General features: G+C 63.7%; 25 protein-coding genes. 13 read left to right on the top strand and 12 right to left on the bottom strand.

The genetic code is table 11. From position 1 onward, the window contains the following. The first annotated feature begins 61 nt into the window (after window positions 1-61). Window positions 62-430 (top strand): Crp/Fnr family transcriptional regulator, encoded by a 369-nt coding sequence (locus tag HAP47_RS33260; RefSeq protein ID WP_173640951.1) that lies wholly within the window; start codon window positions 62-64, stop codon window positions 428-430. 209 nt (window positions 431-639) lie between these two features. Further along, window positions 640-1188, top strand: coding sequence for a DUF4112 domain-containing protein (locus HAP47_RS33255; RefSeq protein WP_173640952.1), 549 nt, complete (start codon window positions 640-642; stop codon window positions 1186-1188). A gap of 61 nt (window positions 1189-1249) precedes the next feature. Here the strand turns inward: HAP47_RS33255 and HAP47_RS33250 are convergent, their stop codons facing one another. The 6 genes from HAP47_RS33250 to HAP47_RS33225 all read right to left on the bottom strand — a co-directional run bounded on the left by HAP47_RS33250 (window position 1250) and on the right by HAP47_RS33225 (window position 5347). Continuing rightward, window positions 1250-1540 carry a hypothetical protein gene (locus HAP47_RS33250; RefSeq protein ID WP_173640953.1) on the bottom strand — a complete coding sequence of 97 codons (291 nt, stop codon included), beginning with the start codon at window positions 1538-1540 and terminating at the stop codon, window positions 1250-1252. A gap of 222 nt (window positions 1541-1762) precedes the next feature. Further along, complete coding sequence (locus HAP47_RS33245; RefSeq protein ID WP_173640954.1) at window positions 1763-1927, bottom strand: DUF3309 family protein; 165 nt, start codon at window positions 1925-1927, stop codon at window positions 1763-1765. A gap of 136 nt (window positions 1928-2063) precedes the next feature. Then, window positions 2064-2441, bottom strand: coding sequence for a hypothetical protein (locus HAP47_RS33240; protein ID WP_173640955.1), 378 nt, complete (start codon window positions 2439-2441; stop codon window positions 2064-2066). 226 nt (window positions 2442-2667) lie between these two features. Then, window positions 2668-3081: a peptide-methionine (R)-S-oxide reductase MsrB gene (gene msrB, locus HAP47_RS33235; RefSeq protein ID WP_173640956.1), complete on the bottom strand. Its 414-nt coding sequence runs from the start codon at window positions 3079-3081 to the stop codon at window positions 2668-2670. Window positions 3082-3196: 115 nt separating this feature from the next. Beyond that, window positions 3197-3913: a peptide-methionine (S)-S-oxide reductase MsrA gene (gene msrA / locus HAP47_RS33230; protein ID WP_173640957.1), complete on the bottom strand. Its 717-nt coding sequence runs from the start codon at window positions 3911-3913 to the stop codon at window positions 3197-3199. Window positions 3914-4237: 324 nt separating this feature from the next. Next, a complete protein-coding gene (locus HAP47_RS33225; RefSeq protein WP_173640958.1) occupies window positions 4238-5347 on the bottom strand; it encodes an ATP-dependent DNA helicase in 1110 nt (369 codons plus the stop codon). 216 nt (window positions 5348-5563) lie between these two features. Here HAP47_RS33225 and HAP47_RS33220 point away from each other — a divergent pair, with 216 nt between their 5' ends. The 7 genes from HAP47_RS33220 to HAP47_RS33190 all read left to right on the top strand — a co-directional run bounded on the left by HAP47_RS33220 (window position 5564) and on the right by HAP47_RS33190 (window position 12478). Beyond that, entirely contained in the window at window positions 5564-6769 is a 1206-nt protein-coding gene (locus HAP47_RS33220; RefSeq protein WP_173640959.1) for an LLM class flavin-dependent oxidoreductase, read from the top strand. A 246-nt stretch (window positions 6770-7015) separates the two neighbouring features. Beyond that, window positions 7016-7966 (top strand): sulfonate ABC transporter substrate-binding protein, encoded by a 951-nt coding sequence (locus tag HAP47_RS33215; protein ID WP_173640960.1) that lies wholly within the window; start codon window positions 7016-7018, stop codon window positions 7964-7966. Window positions 7967-8004: 38 nt separating this feature from the next. Beyond that, window positions 8005-8958: a sulfonate ABC transporter substrate-binding protein gene (locus tag HAP47_RS33210; protein ID WP_173640961.1), complete on the top strand. Its 954-nt coding sequence runs from the start codon at window positions 8005-8007 to the stop codon at window positions 8956-8958. Continuing rightward, complete coding sequence (gene ssuD / locus HAP47_RS33205; RefSeq protein WP_173640962.1) at window positions 8940-10121, top strand: FMNH2-dependent alkanesulfonate monooxygenase; 1182 nt, start codon at window positions 8940-8942, stop codon at window positions 10119-10121. Before HAP47_RS33210 ends, ssuD begins: the two co-directional genes overlap by 19 nt. Window positions 10122-10279: 158 nt before the next feature. Further along, entirely contained in the window at window positions 10280-11026 is a 747-nt protein-coding gene (locus tag HAP47_RS33200) for an ABC transporter permease subunit (protein WP_173642997.1), read from the top strand. 8 nt (window positions 11027-11034) lie between these two features. After that, window positions 11035-11880: an ATP-binding cassette domain-containing protein gene (locus HAP47_RS33195; protein ID WP_173642998.1), complete on the top strand. Its 846-nt coding sequence runs from the start codon at window positions 11035-11037 to the stop codon at window positions 11878-11880. Window positions 11881-11887: 7 nt separating this feature from the next. Then, window positions 11888-12478: a flavin reductase family protein gene (locus HAP47_RS33190; protein ID WP_173640963.1), complete on the top strand. Its 591-nt coding sequence runs from the start codon at window positions 11888-11890 to the stop codon at window positions 12476-12478. A gap of 26 nt (window positions 12479-12504) precedes the next feature. Here HAP47_RS33190 and HAP47_RS41685 read toward each other — a convergent pair whose 3' ends face one another. Continuing rightward, window positions 12505-12636: a hypothetical protein gene (locus HAP47_RS41685; protein ID WP_371821696.1), complete on the bottom strand. Its 132-nt coding sequence runs from the start codon at window positions 12634-12636 to the stop codon at window positions 12505-12507. A gap of 135 nt (window positions 12637-12771) precedes the next feature. Between HAP47_RS41685 and HAP47_RS33185 the strand changes: the two genes are divergently transcribed. From HAP47_RS33185 to HAP47_RS33170, 4 genes are all read left to right on the top strand, one after another. Then, window positions 12772-12927, top strand: a complete 156-nt coding sequence (locus HAP47_RS33185) for a hypothetical protein (protein WP_171947754.1) — start codon at window positions 12772-12774, stop codon at window positions 12925-12927. A gap of 697 nt (window positions 12928-13624) precedes the next feature. After that, a complete protein-coding gene (locus HAP47_RS33180; RefSeq protein WP_173640964.1) occupies window positions 13625-14116 on the top strand; it encodes a hypothetical protein in 492 nt (163 codons plus the stop codon). 64 nt (window positions 14117-14180) lie between these two features. Further along, window positions 14181-15292, top strand: a protein-coding gene (locus HAP47_RS33175) for an IS3 family transposase (protein ID WP_173640965.1) whose coding sequence is annotated in 2 segments (ribosomal slippage) — window positions 14181-14436 and window positions 14436-15292 — 1113 coding nt in all. Because the reading frame shifts where the segments join, the coding sequence is not laid out codon by codon here. A 27-nt stretch (window positions 15293-15319) separates the two neighbouring features. Next, window positions 15320-15550 (top strand): hypothetical protein, encoded by a 231-nt coding sequence (locus HAP47_RS33170; RefSeq protein WP_173640966.1) that lies wholly within the window; start codon window positions 15320-15322, stop codon window positions 15548-15550. Between the two features lie 89 nt (window positions 15551-15639). On the opposite strand, the gene flbD is transcribed toward HAP47_RS33170, so the two are convergent. Genes flbD through fliF form a run of 5 tightly spaced genes read right to left on the bottom strand, consistent with a single transcriptional unit; the run spans window position 15640 to window position 20737 of the window. Next, the gene (flbD, locus tag HAP47_RS33165; protein ID WP_173640967.1) at window positions 15640-17025 is read right to left on the bottom strand and encodes a sigma-54-dependent transcriptional regulator FlbD; all 1386 of its coding nucleotides are present in this window, start codon (window positions 17023-17025) and stop codon (window positions 15640-15642) included. Between the two features lie 55 nt (window positions 17026-17080). Beyond that, entirely contained in the window at window positions 17081-17431 is a 351-nt protein-coding gene (fliN, locus tag HAP47_RS33160) for a flagellar motor switch protein FliN (RefSeq protein WP_050631817.1), read from the bottom strand. 18 nt (window positions 17432-17449) lie between these two features. After that, a complete protein-coding gene (locus HAP47_RS33155) occupies window positions 17450-18073 on the bottom strand; it encodes a FliH/SctL family protein (protein ID WP_173640968.1) in 624 nt (207 codons plus the stop codon). Continuing rightward, complete coding sequence (gene fliG, locus HAP47_RS33150) at window positions 18073-19158, bottom strand: flagellar motor switch protein FliG (RefSeq protein WP_021077001.1); 1086 nt, start codon at window positions 19156-19158, stop codon at window positions 18073-18075. The genes HAP47_RS33155 and fliG overlap by 1 nt, the downstream gene beginning before the upstream one ends. Before the next feature lies 1 nt (window position 19159). Next, the gene (gene fliF / locus HAP47_RS33145; protein ID WP_371821695.1) at window positions 19160-20737 is read right to left on the bottom strand and encodes a flagellar basal-body MS-ring/collar protein FliF; all 1578 of its coding nucleotides are present in this window, start codon (window positions 20735-20737) and stop codon (window positions 19160-19162) included. Window positions 20738-20880: the final 143 nt, after the last annotated feature.

Raw genomic sequence — 20880 nt, 5'->3', positions numbered from 1 at the left:
GGAGCAGCAAGGCAACCGGATGTAGGAGATCTGCATCCGGATTCGGGGAAAGGAATTTCGAGTGGCAGATGCAAGCTTCAGCCTTCTGACGGGCAACGACATCGAAACGCGCCTGGTCCGCGCCGGCGGCCTTATCTTTCGCGAAGGCGAGCAAGCCAACGAACTGTTCGTGATCAAGAGCGGCTATGTGCGCATTCAGGTCGGTAACAAGACCATGGCTGAGCTGGCGCCTGACACGATCTTTGGCGAAATGGCGTTGATCGACAACGAGCCAAGGAGTGCCACCGCCACGGCGCTCACGGATGTCGAGCTCGTCCCGGTCTCGGAAAAGCAGTTCCTCTTCCTCGTCGGCCAGACACCGCATTTTGCCCTGAAGGTGATGAGGACGCTGGCCCAGCGGCTCAGAACGATGAACAAGGGCGTCTATTAGGCGAGGCGAACAGAGCATCTCGCCAATTCACGCTTCGCGCGAAAACCTCTCGCTGATCGTTGCAGGCAAAACGGCGGACATTCCCGTCCGCCGTCGCTTCGGCTTGACGCCGTCGGCGGCGCGCGGCACGTGACGCGGCTTGAACGGCCTTGAACGTGACACAGTGGTAATGTGACGCAACTTGAACCACCTGCCTGCGTTACCATTTGATGGCCATGCCCGAGGACGACATTTTCTCCCCCCACGCCACGCGATCGCGGCCGCCGTTCGGCGGGGCGCAGGCGCGCGGCAAGGTCATCGATCAGGACGGGCGCGAGCTCGGCGATGGTCCGCTGCATCCGCAGTTCCAAGGCTTTCAGGAAGGCTTCCGCTTCGACTTCCGCAACTCCACCGCCAACCCGTTCGGCAATCTGACGCGCGAGGAGCGGCTGGCGCGGCTGGAGATGATCGCAAAGCTGCTCGACGTCGCCTTCGTCGTGCCGGGCACCAATGTCCGCTACGGCATCGACGGGTTGATCGGCCTGATCCCGGTGATCGGCGATCTCATCACCACCGCGATCTCGCTGTGGCTGGTGCGCGAGGCCCGCTTGCTGGGCGCGCCCTGGCACATCACCGCGCGGATGCTGGCCAATGTCGCGGTCGACGGCGTGGTCGGCATGGTGCCGGTGGCGGGCGATGCCTTCGACGTCATGTTCCGCGCCAACATGCGCAATGTGCGGATGCTGCGGCGCTGGCTCGACAAGCAGCCCAGACTATAACCTCAAAACAAAAGCCCCCGGATCGGTCCGAGGGCTTTTCGTTGAGCGGTGAGTAGAAAGTCTACGCGGCGTCGGCGTCGGTCTGGGCCGGCTCAGTGCGCGGACGGCGCGGCAGCGGGAAGCCTTCGCTCTCATACAGCGAACGGATGCCGTTCTGGTCGAAACGGGCTTCCTCGACCTGGAGATAGGCGCCGTTCAGCGAATCCGCCGGCAGCTGCTCCATCGCGAACTGCACGGCCTCGGCGGCAGTGCCGAAACGGCGGTAGGCGAAGCCGGCCCGCTTCTTCTTGCGGATCGCGGCAGGGAACAGTTCGGCGGACGTATTATAGTTGAACGGACGCAGGGGACGCATGGTCGACGACCTCTTGTGTTCTTGGCATAGAGCGGCGAAAGGGATTTTGGGGGACGGCGGCCTATAATCGGCGGCGCGCCGTACATGTCATTTCGATCCCTAATATAGGCCTCTTTGACAAAAATGCGACCCCAGAAGCGCCCCCGGCAGGGCACATGCCGAATCCGCGCATGGCACGCGGTCAATCAAAATAAATCAATTGATTTCAATGGCTTATAGCCATTAAATCTTGTCGAGCCAGGTCAGGATCGCGACCACGATCAAAATCACCCCGAAAAGGCCCATTCCGGAGTGGCCGAGACCATAGCCATAGCCGCGGATGCGGCCGCTATAGCCGCCCAGCAGGATAACCAGCAGGAGGATGATGAGGATCAGTCCGAGCGACATGGCGCCCTCCTCAGAAGAGGCGGCAGCCGCTCGGCGAGACGCCGACGGCCCCGCGAATTCGGAGCAAAGCACATTCCGGGGCGCGAGTCGTTAAGGCCGCCGACCGATCACGAGGATGTTGTCGGGCGCGTTGCCGTCATTTCCTGCTCTCGTCGATCGGCAGCACCTTCAGGGGCGTCGGGTAGGGCTCGACGCGCAGTGAGTCGCTGGCGATCAGGCCGACCTTGTGCAGCGGCGCTTGTTCGAGATCGCCGGAAGCGGATTTGTGCACCGCGTATTGCCAGACGCTCATCGAGCCCTTGGCGACCAGCATCTTGGCGATGCCGCCGGCATTCTGGCCCTCGACCTGCGCGAGATCGGCATCCGTCAGGCCGATGACGATTTCGTCCTTGGAGGTGATGACCTTGAACAGCGAGATCTTGTCGGCGGCGAACGCCGGCAGGCTCGCGGCGCTGCCGATGATGAGACTGGCAAGACCGAGACCAAACAAAAGCTTTGCTGGAATTGGCGACATCGAAATTTCCTTGTGTTTACGCGCGCAGACGGACGGCCGCGCCAAAACAAAACCCCGCGCGACCGGTTCTTGGTCGCGCGGGGCGGAGAAATTGTTCGAAGTGGGGCCAGGATACTTGCCAGATCCACCGTCGTCATTGCCGGGCACGACCCGGCAATGGCGAAAGACTCATTGCTTGATGGACGCGCGGGTCGAGCCCGTGCATGACGAGCGGAGTTGGCCGCTGTTACTTCTTCTCGTCGAGCTTCAGGGCCGCCGAGTTGATGCAGTAGCGCAGGCCGGTCGGGCCAGGGCCGTCGTTGAAGACATGGCCGAGATGGCCGTCGCATTTCGAGCACAGCACCTCGGTGCGGATCATGCCGTGGCTCACATCGCGCTCCTCGTCGACATGGCTCTCGGCCGCGGGCTTGGAGAAGCTCGGCCAGCCGCAGCCGGAATCGAACTTCTGGTCGGACTCGAACAGCGGCTGCCCGCAGCCGGCGCAGACATAGGTGCCCTTGCGGGGATCATGCTCATATTCGCCGGTGAACGGCCGCTCGGTCGCCTTTTCCCGCAGCACGGCGTACTGCATCGGCGTCAATTCCTTGCGCCACTCGGCCTCGCTCTTGCGGACCTTGCCGTCGGTTTTGGTATCGGACATTCAACCTCCTTGGTTTGATCGTCATTGCGAGGAGCGAAGCGACGAAGCAATCCATCTTTCCGCTTGCCGCGACATGGATTGCTTCGCTTCGCTCGCAATGACGGGAAGCGTCGCCTCAGTTGGTGACCTTGGTGCTGCTCACCAGCGTCGGCTTCTCGATGTAATTCTCCGCGAAGATCTTCTTCAGGTTCTCGACCTTCGGGATGTCGTTATACGCAATATAGGGTTGGCTCGGGTGCAGCGTCAGATAGTCCTGGTGGTAGCCCTCCGCCGGATAGAACGCCTCCAGCGCGCCGACCTTGGTGACGATCGGCTTCTTGTATACCTTGGCGGCGTTGAGCTGGGCGATGTAGGCGTCCGCCACCTTCTTCTGCTCGTCGCTGGTGGTGAAGATCGCCGAGCGATACTGCGTGCCGGAGTCGGGGCCCTGGCGGTTCAGCTGGGTCGGGTCATGCACGACGGAGAAGAAGATCTGCAGGATCTTGCCGTAGGAGATCTTCTGCGGGTCGTACTTGATTTCGACGGACTCGGCGTGGCCGGTGCTGCCGGTCGAGACCTTTTCGTAGTCGGCATTCGCCTTGCTGCCGCCGGAGTAGCCGGACACCGCGCTGACGATGCCGGCGGTGTGCTGGAACACACCCTGCACACCCCAGAAGCAGCCGCCGGCGAGCACCGCGGTCTTGATACCGGTTTCCGGCGCGCTCGCGGCGGGCGGCGGGATAACCACGGCGTCCTCGCCGGCAAGCGAGGGCGCAACGGCAAAAGCTGTGACGGCCAGCGCGCCGATCGCGGCGGCGTAAAGCGAGAGGCGGCTGAGGGAGCTTTTGGGCATGGGTTCCTCGTGGGATCGCAATTGGGGGCCAGTCTAGAGCGGGAGCCGGCATTGGCAAATCGGGCCGGGCTGCTCCGACGCTTCAAAATACGGGCGAAGGGGCGTTTTGTTACGGCGCCGGTCACACGGTTTCGTGAGGGAAATGCCGGCCGTTCAAGGAGGTAGGTGCCCTACACCCGTCATCCTGAGGAGCCGCGGAGCGGCGTCTCGAAGGATGAACGGCCAGCAGCCGGGCCGTTCATCCTTCGAGGCTCGCCCAGCGGCGCAATTGCGCCGCAAGGCTCGCACCTCAGGATGACGGGTCCTATGGAGCGCGCGGGACGTTCACACCACCACGCTGAGCCGCTTCGCGGCGCGCGTGATGCCCGTATACAGCCACCTCGCGCGCGAGTCCTGGAACGCAAAGCTCTCGTCGAACAGCACGACGTCGTCCCATTGCGAACCCTGCGACTTATGGACGGTCAGTATGTATCCGTAGTCGAACTCGTCATAGGGCTTGCGCTGCTCCCACGGAATGCCCTCGATGCCGCCGTCGAAGCATTCGCCGCGCACCGACACCTTGGTGACCTTGTGGCCGAAATCCTCGTCCGGCATCACGCGCATGGTGATGATCTTGGACTTCGACTGCGCGCGCGCCTTGACCCGCCACAGCCCGCCGTTGAACAGCGCCTTCTTGCGGTTGTTGCGCAGGCAGACCAGCTTGTCGCCGGCGACGGGGAGAGGATCTTCGATGTTTAGCCGCTGCCGCATCCGCATGTTGTAGGCGCGGCGCGTGTTGTTGCGGCCGACCAGCACCTGGTCGGCGCGCATCACGCGGTCCGGATCGAGCTCCTTGCGCGACACCACCTCGCTCTCGCCATGGCGGCCGATCTCGAGCTCGCGGCCCTCACGGATATCCATCGACATCCGTACGATCGGATCGTCCTGCGCCTGGCGGTGCACCTCGGTCAGCATCGCGTCCGGTTCGGCGTCGGTGAAGAACCCGCCGCCCTGGATCGGCGGCAATTGCGCGGGGTCGCCGAGCACCAGCAACGGGCAGTCGAACGACATCAAATCGCGGCCGAGCTCGGCATCGACCATCGAGCATTCGTCGATCACGATCAGCTTGGCCTTTGAGGCCGGCGCGTCATCCCACAGCTCGAAACTCGGTTGCTCGACGCCCGATTCGCGGGCGCGGTAGATCAGCGAGTGAATCGTGGAGGCGCTGTCGCAGCCCTTGTTGCGCATGACCAGCGCCGCCTTGCCAGTGAAGGCCGCGAATTTCACCTCGCCCTCGACGCCTTCGGCGATGTGCTGGGCAAGTGTGGTCTTTCCGGTTCCGGCATAGCCGAACAGGCGGAACACCGGCGGGGTCCCGTTCTTGCCCGGCTTGGATTTCAGCCAGTCGGCAACGGCTTTCAGCGCGGAGTCCTGGTGCGGCGTAAAGGTGGTCATGTGGCTTTCGGAAGAATGAGCGCGCGACCGATAGCGCCGCGACTCGCACCCGCACAAGCTAAACATTCATGCGTCCCAAGCAAGCAGTCTCCCGCCGCGCGGAATTGCGGTTTCGCGCTCGAGGCTAGACTTGACCCGGGGCGGCACTAGACTGATCGAAAACAACAAGCGGTCGGGACCACCACAAGTGGTCGGGACGACCTTGGGAGTGACGCCATGAAATTCGGCATCTTTTACGAGCTGCAACTGCCGCGCCCGTGGAACGACGGCGACGAGCTCCGGCTCTACCAAAACGCGCTGACCCAATTGGAGACCGCCGACCGGCTCGCCTACGACTACGCCTGGGTCGTCGAGCATCATTTCCTCGAGGAATATTCGCACTCGCCGGCACCGGAATCCTTCCTCGCCGCCGCGAGCCAGCGCACCAGGAATATCCGGCTCGGTCACGGCATCTTCCAGCTCACCACCAATCATCCCGCGCGCGTCGCCGAGCGGGTCGCGGTGCTCGATCTGCTGTCCAACGGCCGCTGCGAGTTCGGCATGGGCGAGAGCGCCTCGATCACCGAGCTGACGCCGTTCGGCCGCGACATGGAGACCAAGCGCGAGGTGTTCGAGGAGGCCGTGCAAGCGATCTTCCCGATGTTCACCAAGGTCGGCACCGAACATCACGGCAAGTATTTCGATATCCCGCTGCGCAATGTCGTACCGAAGCCAGTGCAGAAGCCGCATCCGCCGCTCTGGATGGCCTGCTCGCAGCTGCCGACGATCGAACGCGCCGGGCAGAACGGATTCGGCGCGCTCGGCTTTCAGTTCGTCAGCGCCGAGGCAGCGCATGCCTGGGTGCACGCCTATTACAACGCGATCACCAAGCGGTTGAAGAAGCTCGCCGACTACGAGATCAATCCCAACATGGCGCTGGTCTCGTTCTTCATGTGCGCCGAGACGGATGAGGAGGCGCGGAGGCGCGCCGACGGCGCGACCTTCTTCCAGTTCGCGCTGCGCCATTACGGCCAGGCGCAGAACCGGCAGCGGCCGGCACCCGGTACGGTCAACATGTGGGACGAGTACAACAAGTGGAAGCGCGAGAACCCGGAGGCGCAGGAGGCCGCGCTGCGCGGCGGCCTGATCGGATCGCCGGAAACGATCGCTAAGAAGCTGCGGCGCTTCCGCGCGTCGCATATCGACCAGGTGATCCTGCTCAACCAGGCCGGCAAGAACACCCATGAGCACATCTGCGAGTCGCTCGAGCTCTTCGGGAAACAGGTAATGCCCGAGTTCCAGCACGATCCCGAGCACGATGCCTGGAAGAAGGGCGTGCTTGACGGCTCGATTCAGCTCGAGGAGATCGACACCCAGGCGTTCTCGGACCGCTATGGTAAACTCGCGGTCAATGTCGGCCCGAAGACCGCAGCCGCGGGCTGATCGCGCGAACCGGCATCCGCTTCGCTCGAAAACGCTCCCGTGCAGCGACCTCGCGATCGCGTGAAGAAAATAATTCGCTAAGCGCGACCCGCGCCTTGAACGAAACGGCACGTGCGATGCCTGCACCGAAGTGCGGGCATCGCTATTTTTGTGCGGTGCTCGACAGCTTCATTCGCGCGCCCCATCATCCTGACATCGCATGATCGCGTGTTGAGAAACGCGCTTGATCGTCAGGAGAGTCTTGGAATGAAGCGTCGTGAGTTCCTCCAGCTGTCGCTCGCCACAGCCGCTGCTGCTGCGCTGTCACGGCGCGCGCAGGCCCAGGCGGACGCGAAAGAAATTCGTATCGGCTACCAGAAGAACGGCGTGCTCGTTATCACGCGCCAGCGTGAGGCCTTGGAAAATCATTTCAAGCCGCAGGGCGTCAGCGTGAAATGGGTCGAGTTCTCCTCGGGGCCGCCGATGATGGAGGCGATGAATGTCGGCAGCGTCGATTACGGTGCCGTCGGCGACTCCCCGCCGATCTTCGCCCAGGCCGCGGGCGCGGCCATCGTCTATGCCGCCGCGCAGCCCATCATCAACGGGTCGGGCATCCTGGTGCCGCAGAATTCGGCAATCGCAGCCATCGCCGATCTCAAGGGCAAGCGCGTCGGCTTCACCATGGGATCCAGCGCCCACAACGTCGTGATCCAGACGCTGGAGAAGGCCGGGCTGACCTATGACGACATCACGCCGGTCTATCTGACGCCGCCGGACGCAGGTCCTGCCTTTGCCAATGGCGGCATCGACGCCTGGGCGATCTGGGATCCGTATTTTGCGATCGCCGAGACCAGGCAGAACGGTCGCATTCTGGTCAAGAGCAGCGATATCACCAAGACCAACGCGTTCTACATCGCCAACCGCGATTTCGCGAACAGGCACGGCGCCCTGCTGCAGCAGATCGTCGATGTTACGACATCGACGGCGAAATGGGCCGAGGCGCATCCCGATGAGGTCGCGAAATCGCTGGCCGCCGTCACCGGCGTCCCGCTCGATATCCAGACCATCGCGGCGAAGCGCGCCGGCTTCTCGGTCGGCCCCGTGACCGACGACATCATCGCGACCCAGCAGGGCGTCGCCGACCGCTTCTTCAAGCTCGGCCTGATCCCGAAGCAGATCGCGATCCGCGACATCGTCTGGCGCAACACCCAGACCTGATCGGCGCGTTTGGTCAATTGAATGCAAAGGATATTCCCATGACGCGTTTGTTTCGGCGCTGGGTGGCCCGCGCGGTGCTGTCGGTCAGCATCGTGGCTGCTAGCGTCGGCGCCTCCTATGGTCAGGAGAAGGTCGTCCGCATCGGCTATCAGAAATACGGCAAGCTGGTGCTGTTGAAAAGCAAGGGCTCGCTCGAGGAGAAGTTGAAATCGGTCGGCACCAAGGTGGTGTGGACCGAGTTTCCGTCCGGGCCGCCGCTGCTTGAAGCGCTCAATGTCGGCGCGATCGATTTCGGCAACACCGGCGAGGCGCCGCCGATCTTCGCGCAGGCCGCCGGCGCGCCGATCCAGTATGTCGCCTACGAGCCGCCGGCGCCGAAAGGCGAGGCGATCCTGGTGCCGAAGGACAGCCCGATCAAATCGGTCGCCGATCTCAGGGGCAAGAAGGTCGCGCTGAACAAGGGCTCCAACGTCCACTATCTCCTGGTGAAGGCGCTGGAGAAAGTCGGCGTCAAATATTCCGAGATCGAGCCGGTGTTCCTGGCGCCGGCCGATGCGCGCGCGGCGTTCGAGCGCGGCGCGGTCGATGCCTGGGTGATCTGGGATCCGTTCCAGGCCGCGGCGGAGGCCGCGACCGGCGCGCGCACCATCGCCGACGGCACCGGCATCGTCGCCAACTATCAGTTCTACTTCGCCTCGAAGAAGTTCCTGCAGGCCGATCCGAAGATCGTCGAGCTCGTGCTGGCGCAATTGAGCGAGGTCGATGACTGGGCCAAGGGTGACATTCACGCCGTCGCCGAACAGCTGGCGCCGAGCATCGGCCTGTCGGTGCCGGTGGTGGAGGTCGCGCTGAAGCGGCAGGCCTACGGCATCAAGCCGGTCACCGACACCGTGATCGCGGATCAGCAACAGGTCGCCGACACGTTCTTCGCGCTCGGCCTGATCCCCAGACAAATCAAGATTTCCGACGTCGCATGGAGACCGGGCACGTGAGCAGCTCAACCAACGCCAACATCCTCTGGTTCCTGCCGACCCACGGCGACAGCCGCTATCTCGGCACGTCGATCGGCGGCCGCGAGGTGAACTTCAACTATCTGCGCCAGATCGCGCAGGCCGCGGACCAGCTCGGCTATTACGGCGTGCTGCTGCCGACCGGGCGGAGCTGCGAGGACTCCTGGGTGGTGGCCTCGGCCGTCGCGCCCTGGACCGACCGCCTGCGCTATCTGGTGGCGGTCAGGCCCGGCCTGCAGTCGCCGAGCGTTGCCGCCCGCATGACCGCGACCTTGGACCGGCTGTCGAACGGCCGTCTGCTGATCAACGTCGTCACCGGCGGCGATCCGATCGAGAACAAGGGCGACGGCATCTTTCTCGACCACGACGAACGCTACGCGGTGACGCGCGAATTCCTCAACGTCTACAGCGATCTGCTCGCCGGCAAGACGGTCAATGTCGAAGGCAAGCACATCCGGATCGAGGATGGCCGCCTGCTGTTCAATCCGGTGCAGTCGCCGCGGCCGCCGCTGTATTTCGGCGGCTCGTCGGACGCCGGCATCGACGTCGCGGTCGACACCGTCGACAAATATTTGACCTGGGGCGAGCCGCCGGCGCAGGTCGCCGAGAAGATCGCCAGGGTGACGGCTGTTGCCGCCCAACGCGGCCGCAAGCTCTCGTTCGGCATCCGCCTGCACGTGATCGTGCGCGAGACCAACGCGGAGGCCTGGAAGGCCGCCGACGAACTGATCCAGTACGTCACCGACGACACCATTGTTGCCGCGCAGAAGATCTTCGCGCGGATGGATTCGGTCGGCCAGCAGCGCATGGCGCAGCTGCATGGCGGACGGCGCGACAAGCTCGAGATCAGCCCGAACCTCTGGGCCGGCGTTGGCCTGGTGCGCGGCGGGGCCGGCACCGCGCTGGTCGGCGATCCCCAGACCGTCGCCGCGCGGATCAAGGAGTATCAGGACGTCGGCGTCGATACCTTCATCATGTCGGGCTACCCGCATCTCGAGGAAGCCTATCGGTTCGCCGAGCTGGTGTTCCCGCTGCTGTCGCTGGCGCAGCCCGGCAACGTGACGCCGATCCGCGTCAACACCGGGCCGTTCGGTGAGACCATCGGCAACGACTACCGTCCGCAGAAGCAGGCATCGCAATCATGAGCTTGATCGATTCACTACCGCGCCGCAAAGCGTTTTCAAGCGAAGTGGATGCCGGTTCGCGTGAAGAAAACGCGTCCAAACAAAAATCTGGAGCTCCGTTCCGATCCCATCGGAACGGAAACAGTTCCAGCGCGCCGAAACTCCCCAAGGTCGACGGCCTGATCCCCTGGATCGTGCCGCTCGCGATCGTGCTGGTCTGGCAGCTTGCCTGCGTCACCGGCTTCGTGCCCTCGCGTGTGCTGCCGGCGCCGACCGACGTCGCGCTGGCGGGATGGAAGCTGCTGCTGTCAGGTGAGCTGATCCGCAACATCTGGGTCAGCTTCTGGCGCGCATCGATCGGCTTTGTGATCGGCGGCGGCATCGGCTTCGCGTTCGGGCTCGCCAACGGGTTGTCGCAGCTCTCGGCAAAGCTCACCGACACCACGCTGCAGATGGTGCGCAATATCCCGCATCTGGCACTGATCCCGCTCGTCATCCTGTGGTTCGGCATCGACGAGTCGGCCAAGCTGTTCCTGGTCGCGCTCGGCGTGTTCTTCCCGATCTATCTCAACACGCTGCACGGCATCCGCACCGTCGATCCGCAGCTGATCGAGATGGGCCGCATCTACGGCATGACCGACGGCGAGCTGTTCCGACGGGTGATTTTCCCGGGCGCGCTGCCCTCGATCTTCGTCGGGCTGCGCTTCGCGCTCGGCATCATGTGGCTGACGCTGATCGTCGCCGAGACCATCGCGGCCTCGTCGGGCCTCGGCTACATGGCGATGCAGGCGCGCGAATTCATGCTGATCGACGTCGTCGTGCTCTCGATCCTGATCTACGCCTTGCTCGGCAAGCTCGCCGACAGCGCCTCGCGGGCGCTGGAGCGGCTGACCCTGTCGTGGCATCCCGCCTTCCAGAAGAAGTGAGAATGAGAATGCAAGAAGCGCTTCGTTTCCAGCCGGTCGACGCCGAACCGGTCGAGCACGCCGACCTCGTCGTGAAGGCGCGGCATTTGCGGCGCGTGGCGGAAGGCGCGGCCCGCGGCCTGTCGCTGACCATCCGCGGCTTGCGCAAGGCGTTCGGCGACAATGAGGTGCTGCGCGGCATCGACCTGCACATCCCGGCCGGCCAATTCGTCGCGATCGTCGGCCGCAGCGGCTGCGGCAAGAGCACGCTGCTGCGCCTGATCGCCGGCCTCGACGCGCCGACGGCAGGAGGCATCGCCTTCGGTGAAGAACCCCGGGCGCAGGACGTCCGCGTCATGTTCCAGGAGCCGCGCCTGCTGCCCTGGGCGCGGGTGCTGTCCAATGTCGAGGTGGGGCTTGGGCGCGAGCGCTCATCTGCCGACGCGCAGGCCCGCGCCGAGCGGGCGCTGGTCGAGGTCGGCCTCGGCGACAAGCGCGGGCAGTGGCCCTCGGTGTTGTCGGGCGGTCAGAAGCAGCGCGTGGCCCTGGCGCGGGCGCTGGTCTCCCAGCCGCGCGTGCTGGCATTCGACGAGCCGCTCGGCGCGCTCGATGCGCTGACCCGGATCTCGATGCAGCAATTGCTGGAGCGCGTCTGGCGCGACCAGGGTTTTACCGCAATCCTGGTGACGCACGATGTCGCCGAGGCGGTCGCGCTCGCCGACCGCGTGCTGGTCATCGAGGACGGCCGGATCGCCGAGGATGTCACGATCGACCTGCCGCGGCCGCGCCGGCGCGGTTCGGCCGAGCTCGCCGCGCTGGAAGGCGAAATCCTGAAGCACCTGCTCGAGGGCAGGGAAGATGCATCCGATCTATGAGGTCGCCATGAATTCCATCGTCCGCAATGTTTCGATCGAGCCCGCGGTGGCGGCCGATGAATTCCGTGGCGCGATGCGCCATCTCACCGGCGGCGTCAGCGTCATCACCGCCGGCCGGGGCAAGGAAATTTCGGGAATGACGGTGACCTCGGTGGCGTCGCTGTCGGTCGAGCCGCCGTCGCTGATCGTCAGCATCAACCGCGCCGCCTCGTCATATCAGCTGATCGCGCGCCATGGCGTGTTCGGCGTCAACATCCTGAGCGCGGATCAGCTCGATATCGCCGAGCGCTTCACCGGCAAGGGCGGCTTGAAGGGCGCCGACCGGTTCACTGGCGCCGAATGGACGACGCGCGCCTCGGGCGTGCCGTTGCTGGTCGGAGCACTGGCTGCGATTGACTGTGAGGTCGAGGAGGTCATCGAGCGGCATTCGCACGCGATCGTCATCGGTCGCGTGCTCGATGTGATCGCATCGGAGCGCACCGCCGCGCTGGCGTATTGGCACGGCGAATATGTCGCGATCGACCGCGACGAAGACGCCGTCAGGCTGGCCGAGGTCAGCCTGCCGTCACGTCACGTCCACGCCCGGGGCGCGCGCTAGCACCCGTTGCTGGTCCGGTTCAGACCCTAATCCTTCATCGCGGTCAGCATCGCGGGACTGTCAATGATGACCGTACTGCCGCGTACGCCGGCCCATACGGCTTGGATGGTTTGAGCCGAATTGCCCAAGGGGATGCTGACGACGAGCGTAGTCGGCACTCGGGCCGAAGCTCGGCGGGCTGAAGGGATGAATGGCAAGGGAACGGTAAGGCGGGCCGGCGCGGCATGTTGGCCGTGGCGCTTTGCCGGCAAGCGCACTAAAAGCCGCGGATGTTTCGCAGACGTGACGGTTCGATGAAGCGCGTGGGAGCTTGGCTGTTCTATCTCGTCGGCGCAATCGCCGTCGCTTATCTTGCGCTCTATGCGTATGTGACCTTCACCGGCCGCGACATCACACCCGGCGATCCGATCCGGATCTTTCGCAAGCCCGATGCGCCCAACTATTCGTGAGGCGCGGCTGGCCATTTCTCATAGATCGGTTGGATAAGGGGGCTACCGTTGTCTGCTTGTCCGCATATAGCCACGGACTAGTGTACGTCGCGGAATGGCCAGCGAGGGACGTATTCCGCGGTATACGAGCGTCGCTATTCGATCAAGTCGCCGACGAGGGTCACTAGCTCCTCGCGCATCTTAGAATGCTTATGTGCGCCCCCGAACCTACCCGTTAGGATGATCTGTGTGCGGATTGTCAAGTCGATCCGGCGTGCGTACCATAGGGATGGGGGTCTTTCGGTAAGACCAAAGCCTTGCGGCTTTGGATGAAGCAGGTTCGATCCCTGCACCCCTACTAGAGGTTTTATGCTCGGAACAATTGGATTCGGCTGGCACGTTCTATATCGCTCAACCGAAGCACTGTTCGGCCGGTTGGCAAACTCACCGATAGCTACGTTGGAGGAGTCGCGATCTTACCACAACCGCATAAGTGCAACGGATCGCACTCTCTACCACCCAATTGATATTCGTTTCTCAAATCTGTTTCATCTTCGGTTGATACGCAAGCTAACTCCGGCGCTTGGTCCCATCGTTGGAAAGAACTTTCCCTATAAGGTCAATCTCCGAGGTCTTGGCTGCGGCCGTAGAGTTGGTCTGCAGATGGCAAATCTTTCTACCAAACTTAATTTCGGTAAGACTGACATGTTATGATGACATGCAATTTTCGGAAGAGTTCGCATTCAGCAACCGGCAGCTTCATAATCATCCTGACTTGCTATCGATGTGCGCCAACGCGGTGGATATTGTTGCAAAGTCCGCCTGTCGCGGCGTTCAATTTGAGGCTTTGCAGAATCGTCCCCTAATAAGGCTGCACGTAGACAGCAAAAACGACGACGCAATTTCTTCGAATGAATCGCTTGCTGTCGCTCTGTTAATTAACGACGAGCAATACACGCAATCAAACGAAAAGATCAAGGATTCTGTTCTCTCAAAGAATCGAAAACATAATCGAAAAGGCGAAAAAGCAAAAAGGATTCTTATCAATAAGCAGGGGTACCTGGTTGTGACCAATGCCACCGCTATTGAAAGTGCATTGGCTTCGCAGGAGATTGCGAAACGCGAGCGTATGTACGAGTTGGGTTGGGTATTACATCGCTTTTACGAGACATACCCTACGCTCCGCCAAGAATACACGCGGGAGATGTGACCTGCTCCCCTGAAACGCCCCCGGTTTTGAGTTAGGGTTCTGTTCTCCACCGAGGAGACAGACGATGCGTAAAGGCAGGTTCACGGAAGAGCAGATCATCAAGGTCTTGAAGGAACACGCTGCCGGAATGTCGGCGAGCGATCTGTGCCGCAAGCACGGCATCAGCGATGCGACCTTCTACAAGTGGCGGTCGCGCTATGGCGGGATGGAGATCTCCGACGCCCGCAAGCTGAAGGCCCTGGAAGAGGAGAACCGCAAGCTCAAGAAGCTGCTGGCGGAGTCGATGCTAGACGCATCGACACTGAAGGAGATGCTCGGAAAAAACTTCTGACGCCCAGCTTGCGGAGACGCGCTGTGACCTGGGCGATCGATGAGAAGGGCTACTCGCAGCGGCGGGCCTGCGGGCTGGTTGGCCTGCAACCGAAGACCTATCGCTATGCCCCGACGAGACCGGACGATGGTCCGTTGCGAGCCCGGCTGAAGGAATTGGCGTCGCAACGTCGCCGCTTCGGCTACCGTCGCCTGGGGCTGCTATTGGCTCGGCAAGGGGTCCGGATCAATCGGAAGAAGCTGTACCGGCTCTACAAGGAGGAGCGGCTGAGCGTGCGCAAGCGTGGTGGCCGCAAACGGGCACTGGGCACCCGGGCGCCGATGACGATCCCGCAGGATCAGAACCTGCGCTGGTCGCTCGACTTCGTGATGGACACGCTGGTCAGTGGCCGGCGCTTCCGTGTCCTGACCCTGGTCGACGACTTCACCCGGGAATGCCTGGGTCTGGTCGTCGACACCTCGCTCACCGCCCTGCGTGTGGTGCGTGAGCTTGGCCACATCATTGAAAGCCGGGGCTGCCCACGCATGATCGTGAGCGACAACGGCACCGAGTTCACTTCAAATGCGATCCTGGCCTGGCAGGAAGAACTCGGGATCGAGTGGCACTACATTGCGCCCGGCAAGCCGATGCAGAACGGCTTTGTCGAAAGCTTCAACGGCCGCCTGCGCGACGAGTGCCTGAACGAGCACCTGTTTGCCAATCTCAACGAGGCTCGCCGGATCATCGAAGAGTGGAGGATCGACTACAACACCAACCGACCGCACACGAGCCTCAACGGGCTCACACCGACCGAGTTTGCAACCCGCCCCAACAGGGGCCAAACCCAGAACAGACTCTCCTTATAAACGAGGGCAAATCGGGGAGCAGGTCAGATGGACTATCTGTTCTTCGTTACGTTGGGATACATCAAGCGTCCTGCTCTAACGTTTGACGCAAGCTATGGAAACACCTTGGCTTGGGATGTGATAAGCGAGTCGCTTAAACTTCAAGCTGCTTGCGGCCATGCGGCAAGGTTTGATGTGGCTTCGGATAGCGAGCTATCCAATCTGGTCGATAGAATTCCGCAGCCGAGCTACTTAGTAGAGTCTATTCGTTTCGAATGATCCGCAATGAGAAGTTAGAGCGCGATGACGCTTGAGTTTGATCTCATCGCGCTTTAGTCGCGGCAGGATTACTCCGTCGCTCGCGTTGGTCAGCCGGCGCTCGCCATGCGCTGATAATCGGGCGCGCCATTGCCGGCCGGGGTGATCGGGATGCCGCCGTCGGCATATTCGTTCAGCTTGTTGCGCAGCGTGCGGATCGAGATGCCGAGGATGTTGGCGGCATGGGTGCGGTTGCCGAGGCAGTGCTTCAGCGTTTCCAGGATCAGGTCGCGTTCGACGTCGGCAACCGTGCGGCCGACCAGCGCGCGGGTGACCTGCTCGGCGGCCAGCGTGGCGTGCGCGACCGCGGGAGCGGTCTTGGCGAGGTCGAGACGGTCGCCGTCGGGGGTCAGGATCGCGTCCGCACCGATCTCGTCGCCCTGCGCCATCAGGACCGAGCGATGGATGGTGTTCTCGAGCTCGCGGACGTTGCCCTGCCAGCGGTTCGCGGTCAGGACGCGGCGGGCCTCAGTCGAGATCGGGCGGACCGCCACGCCGTTGGCCTCGGCATATTTCTTGGCGAAATGCTGCGCCAATTCGAGGATGTCGGCCGGACGATCGCGCAGCGGCGGGATCTTCAGGTTGACGACGTTGAGGCGGAACAGCAGGTCCTCGCGGAAAGAGCCTTCGCGCACCGCCTCCGACAGATTGCGGTTCGAGGTCGCGATGATGCGGATGTCGACCGGAACCGGCTTGGTGCCGCCGACGCGGTCGATCACGCGCTCCTGGATCGCGCGCAGCAGCTTGGACTGCAGGCGGACATCCATCTCGGAGATTTCGTCGAGCAGCAGCGTGCCGCCGGTCGCTTCCTCGAACTTGCCGATGCGGCGCGCCACCGCGCCGGTGAAGGCGCCCTTCTCATGGCCGAACAGCTCGGATTCCAGCAGGTGCTCAGGGATCGCCGCGCAGTTGATCGAGATGAACGGCCGCTTGGCGCGGGCCGAGCGGGAATGGACGTAGCGCGCCAGCACTTCCTTGCCGGTGCCGGACTCGCCGGTGATCATCACGGAGGCGTCGGAGCCCGCGATCTGCTGCGCGAGCTTGATCACCCGGCCCATCGCCTCGTCGCGATAGATCAGGTCGCGCGCGTCGTTGGCGACCGCGGCGAGCACGGCTGCGATCAGTTCGGGGTCGGGCGGCAGCGGGATGTATTCCTTGGCGCCGGCATGGATCGCGGCGACCGCGGCGCGAGCATCGTTGGAGATGCCGCAGGCGACGATCGGCACGTGGATATGTTCGGCCTCGAGCCGCATCACGAGGTCCCGGATGTCGAGGCCGACATCGACCAGAAGGAGGTCGGCGCCCTTGCCGCTACGCAGCACGTTCATCGCCTGTTCGATGGTTTCGGCGTGGGTCACCGAGGCGCCGTTGTCCATCGCGATCTTGGTCGCGGTCGTGAGCTGGCCCTTCAGGGTGCCAACGATGAGAAGCCGCATGATGATCTCCTGTTCGTCTGGTCGCGCAGGTTCCGCGCGCTACCGTTGCGTTCGTTTAAGAGCGTTCTGCCTTGATGATTTCGGTCATGGTCACGCCGAGCTTGTCTTCCACCAACACCACTTCGCCACGCGCCACCAGGCGGTTGTTGACGTAGATGTCGATCGCCTCGCCGACGCGGCGGTCGAGTTCGAGCACGGTGCCCGGCCCGAGCTTCAGCAGGTCGCCGACGTCCATCTTGGAGCGGCCGAGCACCGCCGAGACCTGCACCGGCACGTCAAACACGGCCTCGAGGTCGGCGGCGATGCGCGCGGCATTTTCGTCCTCGTTGTAGCCGATGTCGTCGATCCCGGGCGCGTCGGCAGCGTTGAGATCGGGAAGCGGGACTTGGGTGTCGGTGTCGCTCATGGTTCAGTCCTCAATCTTTCAGCCGGTCAGGCTGCGGGACGCCAGATAGCGCCCGACGAGTTCGTCGATCTTGCCTTCGATCGCGGCGCGCTCCAGCACCACGCCGCCGTCGGCCCATTCGATCCGGCAGTCGCCGGTCGCAATCGTGGGCTCGGCCAGGATGACCAGCCGGCCCTGGAAGCCGGACTGCGCCGCCATCCGCTCGATATTGTCATGCGCAGCCTCGTAGAGCGCGTCATTGATGCGGACCACGAGATGCGGCGTCGCCACCAGATGCGAGAAGCAGTCGGAGACCAGCGCGGTGATCTCGCCGAGCGGCTCGCGTGCAACCAGTTCGGAGCAGAGCTTGCGGGCGACCGCGACCGCCACATCGACGGCCTCGGTCTCCATCCGCGTTTCGATGCCGGCAAAGCGCGCGGCGATGCCCTTGATCGCGGTGCCGATCTCTTCCAGCGCCTGCGCCGCGCGGCGGTCGCTCTCGACCTTGGCCTCGCGCAGCGCGGCCTCGTAGCCGGCGCGATAGGCGCGTGCCTCGGCGTCGGCGACCTTCTGCGCGACCTCGGCCGGGGTCGGCGCGCGCTCGCGCGAACGGTCCGGCGCCGAAAAGTCGGTGTCGAACAGGAATTTTGCGGGCGCGGCCATCAGTACACCAGCTCGTCGTCGGCGCGGTTCTTGGTCAGGGTGATCTCGCCGCGGGCGGCGAGGTCCTTGGCGAGGTTGACCAGCAGCGCCTGGGCCTCGTCGACGTCGCGCAGGCGCACCGGGCCCATCGCGGCCATGTCGTCCATCAGCATCTTGCCGGCGCGGGAGGACATGTTGCCGAGGAAGAAGCTGCGCACCTCCTCGTTGGCGCTCTTCAGCGCGACGCCGAGCTTGTCCTTGTCGATGTTGCGCATCAGCGTCTGGGCCGAGGCGGAGTCGAGCTTGATCAAATCGTCGAAGGTGAACATCAGCGCCTTGATGCGCTCGGCGGATTCGCGGTTTTCCTCCTCCAGCGAGGTGATGAAGCGGGTCTCGGTCTGGCGGTCGAAATTGTTGAATATCTCGGCCATCACCTCATGGGCGTCGCGGCGGCGGGTCTGCGACAGATTCGACATGAATTCGGTGCGCAGCGTCTGCTCGACGCGCTCGATCACTTCCTTCTGCACCGCCTCCATCCGCAGCATGCGGCCGACCACGTCGAGCGCGATGTCCTCGGGCAGGATCGCCAGCACGCGCGCGGCGTGCTCCGGCTTCAGTTTCGACAGCACCACGGCGATGGTCTGCGGGTATTCGTTCTTGAGGTAGTTGGCGAGCACCTCTTCCTGCACGTTGGAGAGCTTCTCCCACATGTTGCGCCCGGCGGGGCCGCGGATCTCGTCCATGATGCCGGTGACGCGCTCGGCCGGCAGATATTGCTGCAGCAGCCGTTCGGTGGCGTCGAAATTGCCCATCAGCGCGCCCGAGGCCGACATCCGCGAGACGAATTCCAGCATCAGGTCCTCGACCACGTCGGCCTCGACGGTGCCGAGCGTCGACATGTGGACCGACAGCTCGCGGACCTCCTCGTCGTCGAGCATCGACCAGATCTTGCCGCCATATTGCTCGCCGAGCGCGAGCATCAGGATCGCGGCGCGCTTCGGGCCGGGCAGCGGCTTGCCCTTGGGCCGGGCGCTCTGCCGGTTCGCCAGCGTCGAGAGGACGGTGGCGATGTCGTTGGCGTTGGTGGTCTGGGGTACGGCGGCCATGTCAGTTCTCTACCGGCTCGCTCAGCCATTGACGGACGATGGAGACGGTTTCGTTCGGATTGCGTTCGGCGAGTTCGCCGACCCGGTGCACGGCCTGGGCGTGGACCTGGCCCTGGATCTGGGCGACGTCGATCAATTGCGCCGCGCCGCTGCCGCTCGGGATCAGCGCCTGGCCGGGCGCACCGGCGCTCTCGGCATGGGCTTCGGCCAGCGCGGGCACGCCGGCGCCGCCGCCCAGCGCCGGAATGACGTCGGCGGCCACGATGCGCTTGACCAGCGGGCGGACCACCATGAACAGCACGACCAGGCCGAGCATCATCATGACCCCGAGCTCGATGACGTACATCACGTCATCCTTGGTGAATTGCAGCATGCCGAGCAGGCCGGTCGGCTCCGCGATCGGCTGCGCTGTTGGCGGCTCGGCGAAACGGAGGTTGACGACCTCGACCTGATCGCCGCGCTTCTGGTCGAAGCCGATCGCGGAGCGGACCAGGGCGGCAATGCGGTCGAGCTGCTCCTTGGTGCGGTCCTGGTAGACCATCTCGCCTTTTTCGTTCTTGGAGTAGGCGCCGTCGACCAGCACCGCGACCGAGATGCGGTTGACGCGGCCGGCCTCGGTCACCTCGGTCTTGGTGGTGCGGGAAATCTCGTAATTGTTGGTTTCCTCGCTCTTCTTGCTCTGGTCGCGGGCGCGCGCGGCGTTGTCCTGGTTCTGGTTGCCCGGCAATTCGTTGTTGACGGTGACCTGGCCGGAATTGTCGGCGGTGAGGCTCGATTCCTCGCGGGTCTGGGTCGAGCGCAGCACCCGACCTTCGGGGTCGAACTTGTCCGAGGTCTGGGTGATCTTGTTGTAGTCGAAGTCGGCGGAGAGCTGGACGCGGGCGCGCCCGGCGCCGACCACAGAGGAGACGATGTCCTCGACCTGCTTGCGCATCCGCTTCTCGAAGGCGGCGCGGCGCTCGTCGCCGACCGCGGCATCGGCATCGGATTGGGCGCCATCGGCGAGCAACTGGCCGGCCTCGTCGACGATCGAGACCCGCTGCGGCTTCAGCCCGTTGACCGCCGAGGCGACGACGTGGCGGATCGCGCGGATCTGCTGCGGCTCCAGCGCGCCGCGCACCCTGAGCACGATCGAGGCGGATGGTTCCGGCGTGTCGCGCGAGAATAGCGGCTTTTCCGGCAGCACGAGGTGGACGCGCGCGGCCTGGACGCGGTCGATGGCGCGGATGGTGCGGGCGAGCTCGCCCTCCAGGGCGCGCAGATGATTGATGTTCTGGACGAAGCTCGTGGTGCCGAGCGCGTCCGACTTGTCGAAGATCTCGTAGCCGACGCCGCCGCCCTTGGGCATGCCGCCCTCGGCGAGCTTCATCCGGAGCCGCGTCACCTTGTCCTTCGGCACCATGATCGCGGCGCCGTCGCTGCGCAGCTCGAACGGGATCGCCTGGCGCTCTAGCTCCTTGATAATGGCCGAGGAATCCTCGGTCGACAGGTCGGTGAAGAGGGTGGTCATCTGGGGCGTGGTGACGCGCATGATGACGAACGCGAAGAAACCGATCAGGGCCGCGGTGACCGCAACCATGGCCGCGAGGCGGGCCGCACCTAGACCTCTGAAGAAAGCAACCAGACTTTGCACCAACGGCCCCCAGGGATTCGGCCCAAGCGGGTCCGACTGGGCAAATATTGCCTAGGGTATGGTTTCCATATGGTTAACGAAGGTTAAGA

This window comes from Bradyrhizobium sp. 41S5, from assembly GCF_011516665.3.
Classification (GTDB): domain Bacteria; phylum Pseudomonadota; class Alphaproteobacteria; order Rhizobiales; family Xanthobacteraceae; genus Bradyrhizobium; species Bradyrhizobium quebecense.
Note: the sequence above shows the minus strand (reverse complement) of the source record. Positions and strands in the feature narration are given on the sequence as shown.

Excerpts from the sequence above, each read along its gene's own strand:
- HAP47_RS33155 (WP_173640968.1), bottom strand. The coding sequence starts at position 18,073 with ATGGCCGCGCCCGCAAAATTCCTGTTCGACACCGACTTTTCGGCGCCG.
- HAP47_RS33210 (WP_173640961.1), top strand. The coding sequence starts at position 8,005 with ATGACGCGTTTGTTTCGGCGCTGGGTGGCCCGCGCGGTGCTGTCGGTC.
- fliF (WP_371821695.1), bottom strand. The coding sequence starts at position 20,737 with ATGGTTGCGGTCACCGCGGCCCTGATCGGTTTCTTCGCGTTCGTCATC.
- HAP47_RS33255 (WP_173640952.1), top strand. The coding sequence starts at position 640 with ATGGCCATGCCCGAGGACGACATTTTCTCCCCCCACGCCACGCGATCG.
- fliG (WP_021077001.1), bottom strand. The coding sequence starts at position 19,158 with ATGGCCGCCGTACCCCAGACCACCAACGCCAACGACATCGCCACCGTC.
- HAP47_RS33195 (WP_173642998.1), top strand. The coding sequence starts at position 11,035 with ATGCAAGAAGCGCTTCGTTTCCAGCCGGTCGACGCCGAACCGGTCGAG.
- HAP47_RS33220 (WP_173640959.1), top strand. The coding sequence starts at position 5,564 with ATGAAATTCGGCATCTTTTACGAGCTGCAACTGCCGCGCCCGTGGAAC.
- HAP47_RS33185 (WP_171947754.1), top strand. The coding sequence starts at position 12,772 with ATGAAGCGCGTGGGAGCTTGGCTGTTCTATCTCGTCGGCGCAATCGCC.
- HAP47_RS33240 (WP_173640955.1), bottom strand. The coding sequence starts at position 2,441 with ATGTCGCCAATTCCAGCAAAGCTTTTGTTTGGTCTCGGTCTTGCCAGT.
- flbD (WP_173640967.1), bottom strand. The coding sequence starts at position 17,025 with ATGCGGCTTCTCATCGTTGGCACCCTGAAGGGCCAGCTCACGACCGCG.
- ssuD (WP_173640962.1), top strand. The coding sequence starts at position 8,940 with ATGGAGACCGGGCACGTGAGCAGCTCAACCAACGCCAACATCCTCTGG.
- HAP47_RS33190 (WP_173640963.1), top strand. The coding sequence starts at position 11,888 with ATGAATTCCATCGTCCGCAATGTTTCGATCGAGCCCGCGGTGGCGGCC.
- HAP47_RS33170 (WP_173640966.1), top strand. The coding sequence starts at position 15,320 with ATGGACTATCTGTTCTTCGTTACGTTGGGATACATCAAGCGTCCTGCT.
- HAP47_RS33250 (WP_173640953.1), bottom strand. The coding sequence starts at position 1,540 with ATGCGTCCCCTGCGTCCGTTCAACTATAATACGTCCGCCGAACTGTTC.
- HAP47_RS33180 (WP_173640964.1), top strand. The coding sequence starts at position 13,625 with ATGCAATTTTCGGAAGAGTTCGCATTCAGCAACCGGCAGCTTCATAAT.
- msrB (WP_173640956.1), bottom strand. The coding sequence starts at position 3,081 with ATGTCCGATACCAAAACCGACGGCAAGGTCCGCAAGAGCGAGGCCGAG.
- fliN (WP_050631817.1), bottom strand. The coding sequence starts at position 17,431 with ATGAGCGACACCGACACCCAAGTCCCGCTTCCCGATCTCAACGCTGCC.
- msrA (WP_173640957.1), bottom strand. The coding sequence starts at position 3,913 with ATGCCCAAAAGCTCCCTCAGCCGCCTCTCGCTTTACGCCGCCGCGATC.
- HAP47_RS33225 (WP_173640958.1), bottom strand. The coding sequence starts at position 5,347 with ATGACCACCTTTACGCCGCACCAGGACTCCGCGCTGAAAGCCGTTGCC.
- HAP47_RS33215 (WP_173640960.1), top strand. The coding sequence starts at position 7,016 with ATGAAGCGTCGTGAGTTCCTCCAGCTGTCGCTCGCCACAGCCGCTGCT.
- HAP47_RS33245 (WP_173640954.1), bottom strand. The coding sequence starts at position 1,927 with ATGTCGCTCGGACTGATCCTCATCATCCTCCTGCTGGTTATCCTGCTG.